The following is a 15,897-nucleotide window of genomic DNA, read 5'->3' on the forward strand; positions in this document are numbered from 1 at the left end:
GTCTGAGATTTAATGAGGACAGCTGCATCCGCTGACGTCGGTCAAAGTCTCTGACGCTGTAGAAGTGTTGGAGAAGCCTGTGTTCAGAATCCTTGTAGCCGCCTCGGCCCTCGCCGTGGCCTGTTTCGCCCCCGTCGCCGCATCGGCGCAGTCGGCGCCGCCCAGCGCCGCGCCGGAGCCGGTTCAGGTCATGATCGTGGGGGCGTTCCATTTCGACAATCCGGGACAGGACCTGAACAACGTTGTCGTTGATCCTGTGACGACGCCGCAGAAGCAGGCGGAACTGGAGGCGGTGGCTGAAGGACTGCGGCGGTTTCGCCCGACGGCGGTGGCGCTGGAGCGTGTGGCGGCGGACAAGACGACCCTGCTGGATCAGGTCTACCCCTCGTTCCAGCCGTCAATGCTGCTGACCCACGCCGACGAGCGTTATCAGATCGGCTATCGGCTGGCGAACCTGGAGGGGTTGAGCCGCGTTTACGCCATTGATGAACAGCCGGAGGAAGGCGGGCGAGATTATTTCCCGTTCGAAAAGGTGCAGGCCTGGTTCACAGCCCGTCACCGGGAAGCGGAGTTCGCGACCCTGAACGCCCCAGTCGCCGCCTATGCCGCCGAACTGTCGGAGCGCCAGAAGCATGAAACCCTGGGTCAGCTGCTGGCCGAGGACAGCAGCCCGGATCATCCGATCAGCGGCAACATGGACATCTACTACGGCCTGTTGAAGTTCGGTGACGGGGCGGAGCAACCGGGCGCCGAGCTGAACGCGGGCTGGTATGAGCGCAACGCCAAGATCTTCACCAAGCTGATGGCCGTGGCGCGGCCAGGCGATCGGATCGTGGTCGTGTTCGGTGCGGGACACGGCTACTGGCTGCGCCACTTCGTGCAGAACACGCCGGGCTACCAACTGGTCGAAGCCGTGCCGTATCTGAATCCTGCGCCGTAGAGGGGCGTCATGAGACGACGGGTCTGGTCATTCCGGGGCGGGGTGACTAGGTGGGCGCCATGTCGCTTCACATGATCAAGCTTTGCGTCGGGGTGTCCGATGTCGAATGGCTGGAGACACGGGCCGCCAGCGGCCAGCCTCTGGTGGTTCACACCCGGATGACGCCCAAGCGGGCGGCCGAGATCGAGGATGGCGGGTCGCTGTATTGGGTGATCAAGGGCAGCATCGCCTGCCGCCAGCCCATTGTGGACATCACGACCCTGGGCGAGGGCAAGGAAAGCCGCTGCGAGATCACGCTGGAGCCCAGGGTGATCCGCACCGCCCCGATGGCGCGCAGGCCGTTTCAGGGCTGGCGCTATTTCGAGCCCAAGGACGTGCCCGCCGACATCGATACCCTGGATGCGGGCGAGGCACCGGACGAACTGGTGCGGCAACTGCGCGAACTGGGCGCCTGGTGAGAGCGGTCAGCAGGCCTTTTCGCGCACCAGATCGATGAAGGCGCGCAGTTTCGCCGGGGCGTGGCGGCGGCCGGGGTAATATAGGCTAAGGCCCGGATAGGCCGGGGTCCAGTCGTCCAACACCTGAATAAGACGCCCGGCGGCCAGATCATCGGCGACCGTCTGTTCCGCGATCAGCAACAGGCCGACGCCCGCCAGCACGGCCTCGTGCATCAACGACATTTCGTCCAGAACCAGCGGGCCGGGGACGTCGATCTCGATCGCCTCGCCGCGTTTCTCGAACTCCCAGTGATAGATCGCTCCTGACGCCATCCGCATGCGGATGCAGTCGTGGCTCAGCAGGTCGTAGGGGACGCGCGGGCGCTCGCGCCCTTCGAAATAGGCCGGCGCGCCGACGACGATGGAGCGGATGGTGCGGCTGAAGGGAATGGCCACCATGTCGGCGGGCAGGCTTTCCTGCAGGCGGAAACCGGCGTCGAATCCGTCTTCGACCAGGTCGATGAACCGGCTTTCGGTAACCAGTTCGACCTTCATCTCGGGATAGCGGCGCAGATATTCCAGGATCAGCGGCTCGAATACCATGCGCGCGGCGCCGAGCGAGGTGTTCAGCCGCAGGGTGCCGGAGGGGCGGTCGCGGTGCTGGTCCACGTCTTCGATGGCGGTGTGGATCTGGGCCAGGGCCGGGCTGACCTGGGCCACGAACTGTTCGCCCGCCGCCGACAGGGCCACGCTGCGGGTGGTGCGGTCGAACAGGCGCACGCCCAGCCGCGCCTCCAGCGCCCCGACCGCGTGGCTGAGGGCCGATGACGACATGCCCAGATCACGCGCGGCGGCGCGGAAGCCGCCGCGTCGGGCCACGGCGACCACGGCTTCCAGTTCGATCAGGCCGCTGCGGTTCATTGTTCGGATTTCCGGGACAGTTCGTGTCGGTTTTGGTTGCTTATACAGGCAATGGCGCGGCGCTACATCCCGGCTCCAACATCGGCTCCAACAAGGAGAGCAACCATGCGCGACATCAATCAGGTCTATATCGACGGCGCCTTCGTCACCCCGCACGGTGAAGAGCGGTTCGAACTGTTCAATCCCTCGACCGAGGCCGTGATCGGCACGGTGCGTCTGGGCGACGCCGGGGATGCGCGGGCGGCTGTGGCGGCGGCGAAACGCGCCCTGCCGGCGTGGTCGCGCACGACGAAGGCGGAGCGGATCGCCCTGCTGCGCCGGTTCCACGCCGCCGTCGCCGCCCGTCGCGACGACCTGATCGCCGCCATTGTCGAGGAATATGGCGCGCCCAAGGGCCGGGTCGACTGGATGGCCGACATGGCCGCGACCAACTTCCTGGAAGCCGCAGAGGCGCTGCAATCCTACGACTTCGATCAGGTCATCGGCCATGCCGAGGTGCGGATGACGCCTCTGGGCGTGGTGGCGGGCATCACCCCGTGGAACAGCAACGCCAGCTTCATCACCGCCAAGATGTCGATGGCCCTGGCCGCAGGCTGCACCATCGTCATCAAGCCCAGTGAGATGAGCGCCATCCAGACCCAGGTGGTGATGGAGGCTCTGCACGAGGTCGGCGCGCCCAAGGGTCTGTTCAACATCGTCACCGGACGCGGCGACGTTGTGGGCGCCGAGTTCACGTCGAACCCCGATGTGGCCAAGGTGACCTTCACCGGCTCGACCGCCGTGGGCAAGTCGATCCTGCGCGCCGCCGCCGAGACGATGAAGCGGGTCACGCTGGAGCTGGGCGGCAAGGGGCCGCAGATCATTCTGGATGACGCCGATCTGGACGCGGTCATGCCCGCGATCGTGGGTTCGGGCTTCCTGAACAGCGGCCAGGCCTGCGTGGCGGGCACACGCATTCTGGTCCCCGAAAGCCGCAAGGCCGAGGCGTTGGAGAAGATCAAGGCCGCCGTCGCGGCGGTGAAGGCGGGCGATCCGCATGACCCGGAGGTCTCGGTCGGCCCGATGGTCAGCCGCAAGCAATGGGACCGGGTGCAGTCCTATCTGAAGCTGGGCCAGGAAGAGGGCGCGACCCTGCTGGTCGGCGGCGAAGGACGGCCCGAGGGTCAGGACGTCGGCTGGTTCGTGCGCCCCACCGTCTTCTCCGACGTGACCAACGACATGCGGATCGCGCGCGAGGAGATCTTCGGCCCGGTGTTGAGCATCATCACCTATGGGACCGAAGACGAGGCCGTCGCCATCGCCAATGACACCCACTACGGTCTGCAGTCCTATGTGCTGTCGTCCGACACGGACCGGGCGCGGCGGGTCGCGGCGCAACTGGAGGCCGGGCGGGTGATCATCAACGGCGCCCCGCATGAGCCGCAGGCCCCGTTCGGCGGCTTCAAACAGTCGGGCATCGGGCGCGAGAACGGTGTCGCCGGGCTGCTGGCCTATCTGGAGCCCAAGGCGGTTCTGGTCTGATCACGGATCAATCGGCCGCGATGCGCCCGTCCGCAGCGATGCGGGCGGGCGTTCGTCTGTCGAAAGACCACAATCCGATTGGGTGTTGACCCCGGCGTTCGCCCGTGGCCTGTGCCGCGTCCCATGTTTCGTCTCAGCGCTCCCACCCGATCCACGCTTAAAGAACTGACCACTCTGGCCTGGCCGGTGGTTCTGGCGCGGCTGGGCATCATGACCATGGGCCTGACCGACGCCATTGTGGTGGGGCACTACGCCAGCCGCGAACTGGCGTTTCACTCTCTGGCCTGGGCGCCGTCGTCGGTGGTGCTGACCACGGCGGTCGGGCTGATGATGGGGGTGCAGGTCATGACCGCCCGTCTGAGAGGCGAGGGGCGCGGCGACGAGGTCGGCGCCGTCCTGCGCCGGGGCATGGTCTATGCGCTGCAGATCGGGATTATTTCCATGATCGGCCTGATGCTGCTGGGGCCGTTCGGCCTGATGCACATGGGGCTGGAGGACGGGCTGGGCGAGGGCGCCTCGCCGGTGCTGATGGTCTTCGCCCTGTCGATGCCGGCTTATCTGATTTCGGTGGCGGCCCAGTTCTTCCTAGAGGGCCTGCACAGGCCCAAGGCGGGCATGGTCGCCATGTGGGTGGCCAATGCGGTCAACCTGGCGCTGAACATCGTGCTGGTGCCGGACATGCTGGGCATCGGCCTGCATGGCGCCATGGCCTCGGCCTGGGCGACGTTCGGAGCGCGGACGGCGCTGGCGATCTTCCTGGTCATCTTCATTCTGCGCCTGCCGGAGGCGCGGGCCTGGGGCCTGTTCGCCAAGCCTAAGCGCGACCGCTCGGTCGAGGTCGAACAGATCCGCGTCGGCATCGGCGCGGGATCGTCGAACTTCATCGAGGTCGGCGCCTTTGCGGCCATGACCCTGTTCGCCGGACAGCTGGGCGCGGCCGAGACGGCCAGCTGGGCCGTGGTCATCAATGTGTCCGCCATCGTCTTCATGGTGCCGATGGGCCTGTCGTCCGCGACGGCGGTGCTGGTCGGGCGGGCCTATGGCGCAGGTGACAGGGCGGGTGTGATGCGAAGCGGCCTGTTGGGCATCGGGGTGGTGACGGTTCTGGCCTTCATCATCGCCGTCGGCCTGTGGCTGGCCGCGCGGCCGGTGGTCAGCGCCTATACGACCGACCCCGCCATTCTGGCCATCGCTGCGCCCGCTCTGGTCCTGGCCACCCTGTTCTTCGTCGCCGACGCCCAGCAGGTGGTGGCCGCCCAGGCCAACCGCGCGGCGGGCGACGTCGTCTGGCCCACGCTGATGCACCTGCTGTCCTATGGCATCATCATGATCCCGCTGGGCTGGTGGCTGGCGCACCGGATGGGCGTCGATGGCCTGGTCTGGTCAGTGATCGTCGCCAGCCTGATCTCCGGCGTGCTGCTGACAGGACGATTCCTGCGCGTTGCGCGGCGGGCGCCGATGGTGAAGACGGCGGGGTGAGGGGGAGCGCTCCGACTTCCTGATGGAGAGGCGCGGCCGTGCCTGCTGGAAAGCTCGACAACGGCCTTTTATGAAGCGCGCTTCTGATCCCAGGTCTCTAGAAATCGCCTGACAACTGCCGCGAAATCCGCAGGGGCGTCGATGTGGACTGAGTGCCCGGCGGCCAGTTGCGAGAAGGCGGCGTTTTCTCGCCGTTCGGTCATGGCTCGTAGCTCGTCGGTGTTGGAGACACGGCTTTCACTTCCGGATATGACAAGCGCAGGACAACGACTTTGGAGCCAAATATTCCAATGGTCGCCGTTCGTAGCCTGTTCTGACGCCAAGAACTCCGTCGGCTCGAAATTGAGGCTCCAGCCACCTGCGACTCTGCGAATGGATTGTTGCAGATAGGGGGCAAGGCGAGGTCCAACTTGCCTTTCCAGGTCTTCGCGAAGGCGGTAGACGCCCGACCAGTTCGCGACGAAGGGCGAGGAATCGTCCTGAATATTGACGCCGATGTCTTCAATTATGATCGAGGACACCAAATCGGGGCGGGCCGCTGCGAGATGGTATGCCACAACGCCGCCGAAGGAATGGCCCAGAATTGGAACCGGCCCGACAAGGGAGAGATGGTCGAGCAGGGCGACAACGTCACTGACGTAGGCCGCCATGTTGTGCTCGGCCCCATGATCGGTTTCACCAAACCCGCGCTGATCGAGTGCGATCAGACGCCAAGTGGGGGCCAGAATCGCCGCAAGAGAATTGAAATCCGACGCGCCCATCCAGTGCCCATGAAGGGCGATCAGGGGGCTTCCACTTCCTCCTGCATCCAGGAAGGAGAAAACTATGCCGTCGTGTTCAAAACTGTGTCTGTGCACGAATTGTCCTTTCGTTTTTGCCTCCCTAGAAAGGGAAATTGACAGGGCAGTGGCGAGAACGTTTTGGGCCTGTTTTTCTCGAGACTATCGCTCGCCGGATAAAATGGCGTGCAAACGATATTCGGTCTCGAACTGAGAAAGCAGACCTCATGCTAGCCCTCGGCACGTCAAAGGTGACGTTTCGGATTCGTCGCACTATATCCGACGGCTTCCCCGAACGACTGGACGACCATGGCCCGCATCCTCATCACCTCGGCGCTGCCCTACATCAACGGCATCAAGCACCTTGGGAATCTGGCCGGGTCGATGTTGCCCGCCGACGTCTGGGCGCGGTTCAAGCGCGGGCAGGGGACCGAGGTCCTGTTCATCTGTGCGACGGACGAGCATGGCACCCCGGCCGAGCTGGCCGCCGCCGCCGCCGGTCAGGACGTGCGCACCTATTGCGACGAACAGCATGAGGTCCAGAAGAAGGCCGCCGAGGCGTTCGGCCTGAGCTTTGACCATTTCGGACGGTCGTCGAATGAGCCGAACAAGCGTCTGACCCAGCATTTCGCCAAGATTCTGGAGCAGAACGGCCTGATCGAGGAACGGGTCGATCGGATGATCTATTCGATCGACGACGCCCGCTTCCTGCCCGACCGCTATGTTGAGGGAACCTGCCCGCACTGCGGGTATGAGAAGGCGCGGGGCGACCAGTGCGACAACTGCGGGCGTCTGCTGGACCCGACCGACCTGCTGAATCCCTATTCGTCAGTATCGGGCTCGCGGAACCTGGAGGTGCGCGACACGCGCCACCTTTATCTGCTGCAGACCAAGATCGAGCCGGAAATCCGCGCCTGGGTGAACAGCCGCACGGACTGGCAGACCCTGGCCAAGTCCATCGCCCACAAGCATCTGGAAGAGGGTCTGATCGACCGGGGCATCACCCGCGACCTGTCGTGGGGCGTGCCGGTGGTCGGCCCTGACGGCGGGCCCCGTCCGGGCATGGAGGGCAAGGTCTTCTATGTCTGGTTCGACGCCCCCATCGAATATATCGGCGCCACCGAAGAATGGGCCCAGGCTAACGGCGGCGACTGGGAATCCTGGTGGCGGCTGGACAAGGGCGCTGAGGACGTCCGCTATGTCGAGGTCATGGGCAAGGACAATGTGGCCTTCCACTCGGTCAGCTTCCCCGCCACCATTCTGGGCTCCAAGGAGCCGTGGAAGACGGTCGACCAGATCAAGGCCTTCAACTGGCTGAACTGGTACGGCGGCAAGTTCTCGACCTCGATGAAGCGCGGGGTCTTCATGGATCAGGCGTTGGAACTGCTGCCCGCCGATTACTGGCGCTGGTATCTGACGGCCTATGGTCCCGAGCATTCGGACGCGGCCTTCACCTGGGAGCAGTTCCAGGGGGCGATCAACAAGGACCTGGCCGACGTGCTGGGCAATTTCGTCAACCGCATCGTCAAGTTCGCCGAATCCAAGTTCGACGGCGTCGTGCCGGAAGGGGGCGAGGCCGGGCCGCTGGAAGCCAAGCTGGAGGCCGACCTGCGTGCGGCCCTGGCCGAGGCGACCGAACAGTTCGAGGCGATGGAGTTCCGCAAGGCCGCGGCCGCCGTGCGCGCCGCCTGGGTGTTGGGCAATGAATACCTGCAGGAAGCCGCGCCGTGGACTGCGCTGAAGACCGACCGCGATCGGGCGGCGGTCGGCGTGCGCACCGGCCTGAATCTGGTGGCCCTGTTCGCGCGTCTGGCGGCGCCGATCCTGCCGTTCACCGCCCCGACCATTGCGGCCTCTGTCGGAGAGACGGACCTAAGCTGGCCCGTCGCCGACGCCGACCTGCTGAACACGCTGACGGTCGGCCAGAAGGTCGCGCCGCAGGGCGTGCTGTTCACCAAGATCGAGGACGCCCAGGTGGCGGAATGGTCCGAACGCTTCGGCGGCGCGGATAACTGATCGGCGGACTGACCGCCTGAATTGCGAGGGGCGCAGTCTGGTCCGCCAGACTGCGCCCCTTTTGCGTTTCAGGCCCGGATTGTCGGAGCGGTGTTCAGGCCCCGGTTTCTTCGGCGAAGATGATGGGCAGGCCGGCGGCGTGCCAGGCCTGGATGCCGCCGGTCAGGTTGAACAGGGGCTGACCGGCCGTCGCCGTTGGGCCGACGAAGGCGCAGACCTGATGGCTGCGGCCGCCCTTCAGGCACATGACGATGATCTTCTTGTCGGCGGGCAGGTCCAACGCTTCCCAGGCGGCGGGCATCTGGCTGAGCGGCGCCAGGACCGCGCCGTCGATGTGGGCGGCTACATATTCGTCGGGTTCACGCACATCGATCAGCACGGCTTGATTCGACTGCAGCCAGGCGGCGGCTTCTTCGGCGGTGACGGTGGCGACGGTCATGCGGTGGGCTCCGGTGCGGGGGGCGGGGGCAGGTCGACGGGCGGCGGGGCCGAATCAGGCGACGCCCCCTTGTGACGCATGTGCTTGGCGGCTTCTTCAGGGCTGATGTCGAGGAAGGCCGGGGCGGCGGCGTTGAACTGCTCCATATGGCCTGTGCGGACGATCACCTGACGCGCGCCGTCCCATATCATGTGCAGGGCCACATACAGGACCACGATCAGGCCGATGTAGCCGATCCAGTTGAAGCGATGCAGCAGCTTGGCGATGTAGGTGGCGGCGACGCCCATCAGGCCGATGGACAGAACCAGGCCGAAGACCATGATCCACGGGTGTTCGTGTGCGGCGCCCGCGACGGCCAGCACATTGTCCAGCGACATGGTGATGTCGGCGATCATGATCTGGAGCAGGGCGGCGCCGAAGGATTTGCGCTTCACGCCCAGCTCCTCGGGCGAGGGGCCGGTGCCGTGTTCGATGCTGAGCGCCAGCTGAAGCTCGGCCTCCGCCTCGGCCTGATCGTGGGTGGCCTGTTCGCGCAGCTCGCGCCACATCTTCCAGCAGACCCACAGCAGCAGCAGGCCGCCCGCCAGCAGCAGGCCGACAAGGGCCAGAAGCTGGACGGTGATCAGGGCGAACCCGATTCGCATGACCACGGCGGCGGCCAGGCCGATCAGAATCGCCTTCTTGCGCTGGTCCTGGGGCAGAGCGGCAGCGGCCAGGCCCACGGCGACGGCGTTGTCGCCCGCCAGGACCAGATCCATCAGGACGACCTGGCCCAGGGCCGTGGCCTGGCTGGCGAGTTCGGGAGAGGAGAGGAAATCCATGACCGCTCTCTACGCCCGGTGCGGCGTTCTGTCAGCTGCGTTGCGCGCGGGCCGCCTCATACAGGGCCACGGCGGCGGCGTTGGAGACGTTCAGGCTCTCGAATCCGCCCGGCATGGGGATTTTTGCCAGCACATCGCAGTGCTCGGCCACCAGACGACGGATGCCGTCGCCCTCGGACCCCATGACCAGAACGGTGGGCTGGCGGTCCAGCGCCTGCTCCAGCGTCTGCTCGCCCGACCCGTCCAGACCGACGGCGCGCCAACCCAGATCGGCCAGACGCTCTAGCGCGCGCGACAGATTCGTCACCCGCGCATGGGGCAGGCGTTCGGTCGCGCCGACGGCGGCCTTGGCCAGGGCGCCCGCCAGCGCCGGAGCGTGACGGTCCTGCACGATGATTCCCCGTGCGCCGAAGGCCAGGGCGGAGCGGAAGATGGCGCCGACGTTCTGGGGGTCAGTCAGCTGGTCCAGCATGACGATGACGCCTTCAGCTGGTTCGGCCAGATCTTCCAGCGACACGCCTTCCAGCGGCTGGACCTTGAACGCCAGGCCCTGATGGACGGCGCCGGCAGGCAAAATCCGGGTCAAGGTCTGGATATCGACGGTCTCGATCTTGTGGCCGTGCGCCAGTTTGCCGTCCTCGATCTCGGTGGCGCGCTCGGGCGTGGCCAGAAGACGACCTGTCCCGCGACGGGCGGGATTCGCCAAAGCGGCTAGAACCGGATGGCGGCCCCAAAGAAAATTATCGGCGTCCGCCCTACCGCGATCCCCTGAACGGGGCGGGCGGGGCGTGTCGGCACGCCCCTGAAACCCTTGAGTGGCGGGCTTTTCGCCCCTTTCGCGAGGGGCGGATATCCTCCCTGTGAAAGATTGTTTTTTACCGCTTTTACGGTCGTTGCGTTCTGATTTCGACGACACTATAAGACGCCCTCCGATTTGGAGCCCCACGGGCTTTCGGGTCTGGGCGCCCCCTCTACTGCAGAGGAGGCGACAAGCCGAAGGCTTTTGTTTCATCCCGCTTATTTTAGGGGTGGATCAAGGGTCCGGCGGTTCAACAAGGCGCGCTGGGGGAATGTCCCGAGTGGCAAAGGGGGGGGACTGTAAATCCCCTGCGAAAGCTTCGAAGGTTCGAGTCCTTCTTCCCCCACCACGCGCCTTTGAAGAACACGACGGATCACGGCGCCGGAGAGGTATCGGCTGCGGCGTTCCCCGGAACTTCCGCAGTCTCCGCGCGGGTATAGCACAATGGTAGTGCAGCAGCCTTCCAAGCTGAGGATGTCGGTTCGATCCCGTCTACCCGCTCCAGGTTTTTAGATCAGCATCGCGCCCCTCAACCCGGGCCATCAGGAGTTTGGCCATGGCCAAGGAAAAGTTCGAACGCACGAAGCCGCACTGCAACATCGGCACGATCGGCCACGTTGACCACGGCAAGACGACGCTGACGGCTGCGATCACGATGACGCTGGCGAAGGCCGGCGGCGGCAAGGCGATGAACTACGCCGACATCGACGCTGCGCCGGAAGAAAAGGCCCGCGGCATCACGATCAACACGTCGCACGTGGAATATGAGACGGCCAACCGTCACTATGCGCACGTCGACTGCCCCGGCCACGCCGACTATGTGAAGAACATGATCACGGGCGCGGCGCAGATGGACGGCGCGATCCTGGTGGTTTCGGCCGCTGACGGCCCGATGCCGCAGACCCGCGAGCACATCCTGCTGGCCCGTCAGGTCGGCGTGCCGGCCCTGGTTGTCTTCATGAACAAGGTCGACCTGGTCGACGACGAAGAGCTGCTTGAGCTGGTCGAGATGGAAGTGCGCGAGCTGCTGAGCTCGTACCAGTTCCCGGGCGACGACATTCCGGTCACCAAGGGTTCGGCCAAGGCTGCAACCGACGGCGTGAACCCGGAAATCGGCGAACAGCAAGTCATCAAGCTGATGGAGACGGTCGACGCCTATATCCCGCAGCCGGAACGTCCGGTGGACCTGCCGTTCCTGATGCCGGTGGAAGACGTGTTCTCGATCTCGGGCCGCGGCACCGTGGTCACGGGCCGCGTCGAGAAGGGCATCGTCAAGGTCGGTGAAGAAGTCGAGATCGTCGGCATCCGTCCGGTCCAGAAGACGACCTGCACGGGCGTTGAAATGTTCCGCAAGCTGCTGGACCAAGGTCAAGCGGGTGACAACGTCGGCGTTCTGCTGCGCGGCACCAAGCGTGAAGACGTCGAGCGCGGCCAGGTGCTTTGCAAGCCGGGCTCCATCACGCCGCACACCAAGTTCGTGGCTGAAGCCTACATCCTGACCAAGGAAGAAGGCGGCCGTCACACGCCGTTCTTCACGAACTACCGCCCGCAGTTCTACTTCCGCACGACGGACGTGACCGGCATCGTGCAGCTGAAGGAAGGCGTTGAGATGATCATGCCGGGCGACAACGCCGAGCTGAACGTCGAGCTGATCACGCCGATCGCGATGGACCAGGGCCTGCGCTTCGCCATCCGTGAAGGCGGCCGCACCGTCGGCGCCGGCGTCGTGGCCAAGATCGTCGAGTAATCGAAGATCCGGCCCCCGGGCCGAACAGTAGCGTAACAGAGCGGCTCCCGGAGAAATCCGGGGGCCGCTTTGCTGTGGGGGCTGGGTTCTAGCCGCAAGTCCCCGTCACCGCATAGATCGCTGGAATGACTGGCGTAACGGTTTGGCCATCGGCCAGATTTAGGACATTTTGCTTTGAATGAAAACACGCCATAGTTACCCTACAGGGGGATTGCAGGTGGCATTTGAGGGGGAAGGTGCGGGCGAGGCGAAGCTGAGTTTCGCGCCTGCGCCGATGGAGTTTGCGTCGCGCGACATAGACATGAGCGGGCGAGACGCCTTCGCCCTGACAGAGCGGGGCGTCTGCTACATCCTGTCAGAGACGCTGATTGATCTGAGCGAACCGGCGCAGGTGTATCGGACGCGGTTGGTGCAGCAGGTCACGGGCAGTGACGGTCTGCAGCCCACTGCCAGTTTCGAGATCGTCTTCGATCCGGCGCATGAGCGGTTGGTGATCCACACTGCCAGCGTCCTTCGGGATGGAGAGCGGCGGGAGGCGGCCAGCCCGGCGGCGTTCGAACTGCTGCGACGCGAACTGAACCTGGAACGGGCAATGTACGACGGTCGTCTGACCGCCCACATGATTATCCCGGATGTCCGGGTCGGCGACATTGTCGAGACGGCTTTCTCCATCATCGGCGCTAATCCGGCATTGGGCGGACGGTTCAGCCGCCGCCAGCAACTGCAATGGGCCGCTCATCTGATTGAGGCGGATTTCCGTGTGCGAGCGCCGCAAGACCGCGCACTGGTCTGGCGGACGCACGGGGCTGCGCCGTCTGTGGAGGAGACGCTGGAGGCCGGAGTTCGGCAATGGCGTTGGCGTCAGCAAGACATCCCGGCGCTGATCTACGACAACGATACTCCCGCCTGGTGGATCGCTCATTCCGAGATCCATATCGCTGATCGGATGTCATGGGACGAGGTCGCCGCCCTGTTCCGAGATCATTATCTGGCCCCGGCAGAACTGCCACAGGCTCTGACCGGTGAGATCGACCAACTGGCCGTAAGTTTCGCCACCGCAGGCGAGAGGGCGGCGGAGGCGCTGAGGTTCGTCCAGCGCCTGTTGCGGTATCACTCCGTCGGGATGGGGGCAGGCGGATTCAGGCCGCGCGCCATCAGGGAGATTTGGGACAGTCGGTACGGCGACTGCAAGGACGCGTCGCGGTTGCTGACTGTCGTGCTGCAGCGCCTTGGTCTGGAGGCGTGTCCGGCGCTGGTGAATACGGCGACAGGGGCGGGGCTGAATGAGGCCATGCCGCACGCAACAGCCTTTGATCACTGCGTCGTGCGGGCCGAGGCGGAGGGCAAAGTCTGGTGGCTGGACCCGACGATGGCGCCGCAGGCGGGCAGGCTGTCCCGCCTGACCCAGGCGCGGCCGGGGTGGGCCCTGCCGTTGCGGGTTGAGGCGCGTCTGGAGCAGATCAGGGAGGTGGAGCGGCAGATCGTATGCGAAACCTTCGAGGAGTGGACGTTCGGGCGTAACGCCGCCGATCCAGCGGAACTGAAGCTGCGGACCATCTATCGCAGTTGGCGCGCCGACGACATGCGTCGCTGGGGCGAGAACGAGGGCTTTCCCAGCGTCAGCCGACGGATGCGGGAGGGCCTGGAGCGCACCTACGGCGAAGTGTCGGAGGTGGAGCCGCTGACCTGGGCCGACGACACTGCAGCCAACGAGATCGCGCTGATCGAACACTACAGCGTCAGCAAGCCGTTCGCCGTGAATGAGGGCGGTGATGCAGGGGTGAAGTTCGAATCACTGGACGATGTAGTGGGACCGACCTTGGTGGGCAGCGAGCGACCGCGACGTGAGCAGCCGATTCACATAGGCACGCCGCGCATTGTGCGCGTCGAACGGGTGCTGAACTTCCCGATAAAACCGCAGATTACGCCGTGGAATCTGGCGTTGAGCGGACCGGGCGTCACAGGGCGTTCCCAGTTCGAGTGGCTGGACTCCAAGCGTGGGCGAAACATCGTCGAGGTCGATGTCGAACGCAGCATCGTCGCCGCCTCTGAGGTGAGGAGCTATTTCGCCTTCCAGCGTCGAATGCGAGCTAATAATGGCATCAGCTTCGTGCTGGACACGCGACGGGGAAGACTGACGGGTGACGCCAAGGGTCAGACGACATGGCGTAGCTGGGCCGTGGTCGGCGCCATTGTGTTGCTGTTGATTCTGTTGCGGGTGGCTGCGCCTGGCGCATGAGACGCGAGCTTCAGGAGCGACGTTCAGACGCGTGTTTTTAATTTTTTCACTATGTTCGTCCACAAGCTTGGCTTTAGCGGGTTGTCCGAATCGGCCCCTGTCTGCGTGGCTTGAGGTGAGTGATGAGTGATGTCGACTGGCCGGCTCGCGCGCGATTGTCTGCAGCGCTGGATCAGGCTGCGATTGTCGCCATCACGGATCGGGGCGGACGGATTGTTTACTGCAATCAGAAGTTTGTCGACGTCAGCGGATATTCGCAGGAAGAGTTGATCGGCAAGACCCACCGGGTCGTGAACGGCGGCCATCACCCGCGCAGCTTCTTTGAGGCCATGTTCAAGGTGGTCGGGGCAGGCGGGGTGTGGCGCGGGACCATCTGCAACCGCAACCGGAACGGCGAAGACTATTGGGTCGACACGACCATCATCCCGACGATGGACGCCAACGGCCTGCCGGAGTTCTACACCGCCATCCGCTTTGAGGTGACGGCCCATATCCAGGCGGTGAAAGATCTGGAGATCGCCAAGGTGCGGGTCGAGCAGGCCAGCGCGGCGCGGGATCTGTTCTACGCCAACATCAGTCATGAAATCCGCACGCCGCTGAACGCCGTGCTGGGTCTGGCGTCGGCGCTGGAGCAGACGGATCTGACGGCGCGTCAGGCCGAGATGCTGGAGGTCATTCGCCAGTCGGGCCTGACGCTGAGCCGCCAGCTGGAGGACATGCTGGACCTGTCCAAAATGCGCTCGGGCCAGTTCAGCCTGAGGTCCGCCCCCTATGATCTGCATGAGGCTGTCGAGGCCGCGATGGCGCCTCACAGGACGGCGGCTGAGGCCAAGGGGCTGGCGTTCGACCTGACGCTGGGCGCGGGTGTCGAGGGGCGGTTCGTCGGGGACGGCGCGCGCGTGGCCCAGATCGTGGAGACCCTGGCCTCGAATGCGGTGAAGTTCACTGATGCGGGCGCCGTCAGGGTCGAGATGGATGTGACGCGTGACGCAGACGGGGGCGAGACGCTGGCGATCAGCGTCAGCGACACCGGCATCGGGTTTGACGAGACGCTGGCCGCCGATCTGTTCGTGCCCTTTGTGCAGGTTCACGAGGAGATTTCGCGCCGATTTGGCGGAACGGGGCTGGGCCTGCCCATCTGCAAGACGCTGGCTGAACTGATGGGCGGCGAGATTGCGATGGATTCGACCCGAGGGCAGGGCAGCAGCTTCCGGGTGCGGCTGCCGGTCCGGCGGGTCCTGGCGGAACCGCCGGAGGTGGTTGATGTCGAGGCCGCAGACGCCGAGGCGCTGAGGGTGCTGGTGGTCGAGGACAATGTGCCGAACCAGATGGTGGTGCGCTGCCTGCTGGAGCCGCTGGGCGCTCAGATCGCCATCGCTAACGACGGGCGCGAGGGCGTCGAACGGTTTGAGGCCGAGGCGTTCGATGTGGTGCTGATGGACATGCAGATGCCGGTCATGGACGGGATCGCGGCGACCCGGGCGATCCGCGCCCTGGAGCGGACCCATCATCGCCGCCGCACGCCGGTCGTGATGGTGACGGCCAATACGACCGAGGCGCATCATCGGATGGCGGCGGAGGCGGGCTGCGATGGACTGGTGGTCAAGCCGGTGACGCTGCAGACGTTGCTGGATGGGCTGTCGACCGGCATGGCGCGGTCCGAGGCTGCGCTGGCCGAAGCGGTCTGAAGGCCACAAAAGTCGCTTTCTGCGCGAGTGATATTGCGCGGAACCGGGAACAGGTCCCTACATTCCACTGA

Annotated in this window: 13 protein-coding genes and 2 tRNA genes; 10 read left to right on the forward strand and 5 right to left on the reverse strand. The window is 65.1% G+C overall.

Translation table 11 applies throughout. The annotated features are described in order from the left end of the window. Positions 1-79 precede the first annotated feature (79 nt). Together KWG56_RS02515 and KWG56_RS02520 are read left to right on the forward strand one after the other, a co-directional pair. Positions 80-940: a DUF5694 domain-containing protein gene (locus KWG56_RS02515; RefSeq protein WP_219353612.1), complete on the forward strand. Its 861-nt coding sequence runs from the start codon at positions 80-82 to the stop codon at positions 938-940. A gap of 59 nt (positions 941-999) precedes the next feature. Beyond that, complete coding sequence (locus KWG56_RS02520; protein ID WP_219353613.1) at positions 1,000-1,398, forward strand: DUF1489 family protein; 399 nt, start codon at positions 1,000-1,002, stop codon at positions 1,396-1,398. A gap of 6 nt (positions 1,399-1,404) precedes the next feature. Here the strand turns inward: KWG56_RS02520 and KWG56_RS02525 are convergent, their stop codons facing one another. Further along, a complete protein-coding gene (locus KWG56_RS02525) occupies positions 1,405-2,298 on the reverse strand; it encodes a LysR family transcriptional regulator (protein ID WP_219353614.1) in 894 nt (297 codons plus the stop codon). Positions 2,299-2,403: 105 nt separating this feature from the next. Between KWG56_RS02525 and KWG56_RS02530 the strand changes: the two genes are divergently transcribed. Further along, a complete protein-coding gene (locus tag KWG56_RS02530) occupies positions 2,404-3,819 on the forward strand; it encodes an aldehyde dehydrogenase family protein (RefSeq protein ID WP_219353615.1) in 1,416 nt (471 codons plus the stop codon). 123 nt (positions 3,820-3,942) lie between these two features. After that, positions 3,943-5,298 (forward strand): MATE family efflux transporter, encoded by a 1,356-nt coding sequence (locus KWG56_RS02535; protein ID WP_219353616.1) that lies wholly within the window; start codon positions 3,943-3,945, stop codon positions 5,296-5,298. A gap of 68 nt (positions 5,299-5,366) precedes the next feature. Here KWG56_RS02535 and KWG56_RS02540 read toward each other — a convergent pair whose 3' ends face one another. Next, positions 5,367-6,155, reverse strand: a complete 789-nt coding sequence (locus KWG56_RS02540; RefSeq protein ID WP_219353617.1) for an alpha/beta fold hydrolase — start codon at positions 6,153-6,155, stop codon at positions 5,367-5,369. 231 nt (positions 6,156-6,386) lie between these two features. Here KWG56_RS02540 and metG point away from each other — a divergent pair, with 231 nt between their 5' ends. After that, a complete protein-coding gene (metG, locus tag KWG56_RS02545) occupies positions 6,387-8,093 on the forward strand; it encodes a methionine--tRNA ligase (RefSeq protein ID WP_219353618.1) in 1,707 nt (568 codons plus the stop codon). 94 nt (positions 8,094-8,187) lie between these two features. Here metG and KWG56_RS02550 read toward each other — a convergent pair whose 3' ends face one another. Genes KWG56_RS02550 through rlmB form a run of 3 tightly spaced genes read right to left on the reverse strand, consistent with a single transcriptional unit; the run spans position 8,188 to position 10,269 of the window. Next, on the reverse strand, positions 8,188-8,532 hold the full coding sequence (locus KWG56_RS02550) for a rhodanese-like domain-containing protein (RefSeq protein WP_201100561.1): 345 nt from the start codon (positions 8,530-8,532) through the stop codon (positions 8,188-8,190). Then, positions 8,529-9,353, reverse strand: a complete 825-nt coding sequence (locus KWG56_RS02555; protein WP_244999609.1) for a YjbE family putative metal transport protein — start codon at positions 9,351-9,353, stop codon at positions 8,529-8,531. Before KWG56_RS02555 ends, KWG56_RS02550 begins: the two co-directional genes overlap by 4 nt. Positions 9,354-9,384: 31 nt before the next feature. After that, entirely contained in the window at positions 9,385-10,269 is an 885-nt protein-coding gene (gene rlmB, locus KWG56_RS02560) for a 23S rRNA (guanosine(2251)-2'-O)-methyltransferase RlmB (protein ID WP_219353619.1), read from the reverse strand. 148 nt (positions 10,270-10,417) lie between these two features. Between rlmB and KWG56_RS02565 the strand changes: the two genes are divergently transcribed. The 5 genes from KWG56_RS02565 (at position 10,418) to KWG56_RS02585 (ending at position 15,826) form a co-directional block, all read left to right on the forward strand. After that, a tRNA-Tyr gene (locus KWG56_RS02565) sits at positions 10,418-10,501 on the forward strand. 81 nt (positions 10,502-10,582) lie between these two features. Next, positions 10,583-10,656, forward strand: a tRNA-Gly gene (locus KWG56_RS02570). Between the two features lie 52 nt (positions 10,657-10,708). Then, the gene (tuf, locus tag KWG56_RS02575) at positions 10,709-11,899 is read left to right on the forward strand and encodes an elongation factor Tu (RefSeq protein ID WP_201100531.1); all 1,191 of its coding nucleotides are present in this window, start codon (positions 10,709-10,711) and stop codon (positions 11,897-11,899) included. A 217-nt stretch (positions 11,900-12,116) separates the two neighbouring features. Then, positions 12,117-14,138 (forward strand): DUF3857 domain-containing protein, encoded by a 2,022-nt coding sequence (locus KWG56_RS02580; protein ID WP_219353620.1) that lies wholly within the window; start codon positions 12,117-12,119, stop codon positions 14,136-14,138. Between the two features lie 122 nt (positions 14,139-14,260). Further along, entirely contained in the window at positions 14,261-15,826 is a 1,566-nt protein-coding gene (locus KWG56_RS02585) for a PAS domain-containing hybrid sensor histidine kinase/response regulator (protein ID WP_219353621.1), read from the forward strand. Positions 15,827-15,897: the final 71 nt, after the last annotated feature.

Source organism: Brevundimonas nasdae, from assembly GCF_019395145.1.
GTDB lineage: Bacteria > Pseudomonadota > Alphaproteobacteria > Caulobacterales > Caulobacteraceae > Brevundimonas > Brevundimonas nasdae.

Bases quoted from the DNA above. Each gene is read 5' to 3' on its own strand.
- KWG56_RS02585 (WP_219353621.1), top strand. From the start codon at position 14,261: ATGAGTGATGTCGACTGGCCGGCTCGCGCGCGATTGTCTGCAGCGCTG.
- KWG56_RS02530 (WP_219353615.1), top strand. From the start codon at position 2,404: ATGCGCGACATCAATCAGGTCTATATCGACGGCGCCTTCGTCACCCCG.
- tuf (WP_201100531.1), top strand. From the start codon at position 10,709: ATGGCCAAGGAAAAGTTCGAACGCACGAAGCCGCACTGCAACATCGGC.
- metG (WP_219353618.1), top strand. From the start codon at position 6,387: ATGGCCCGCATCCTCATCACCTCGGCGCTGCCCTACATCAACGGCATC.
- KWG56_RS02535 (WP_219353616.1), top strand. From the start codon at position 3,943: ATGTTTCGTCTCAGCGCTCCCACCCGATCCACGCTTAAAGAACTGACC.
- KWG56_RS02525 (WP_219353614.1), bottom strand. From the start codon at position 2,298: ATGAACCGCAGCGGCCTGATCGAACTGGAAGCCGTGGTCGCCGTGGCC.
- KWG56_RS02520 (WP_219353613.1), top strand. From the start codon at position 1,000: ATGTCGCTTCACATGATCAAGCTTTGCGTCGGGGTGTCCGATGTCGAA.
- KWG56_RS02555 (WP_244999609.1), bottom strand. From the start codon at position 9,353: ATGGATTTCCTCTCCTCTCCCGAACTCGCCAGCCAGGCCACGGCCCTG.
- KWG56_RS02550 (WP_201100561.1), bottom strand. From the start codon at position 8,532: ATGACCGTCGCCACCGTCACCGCCGAAGAAGCCGCCGCCTGGCTGCAG.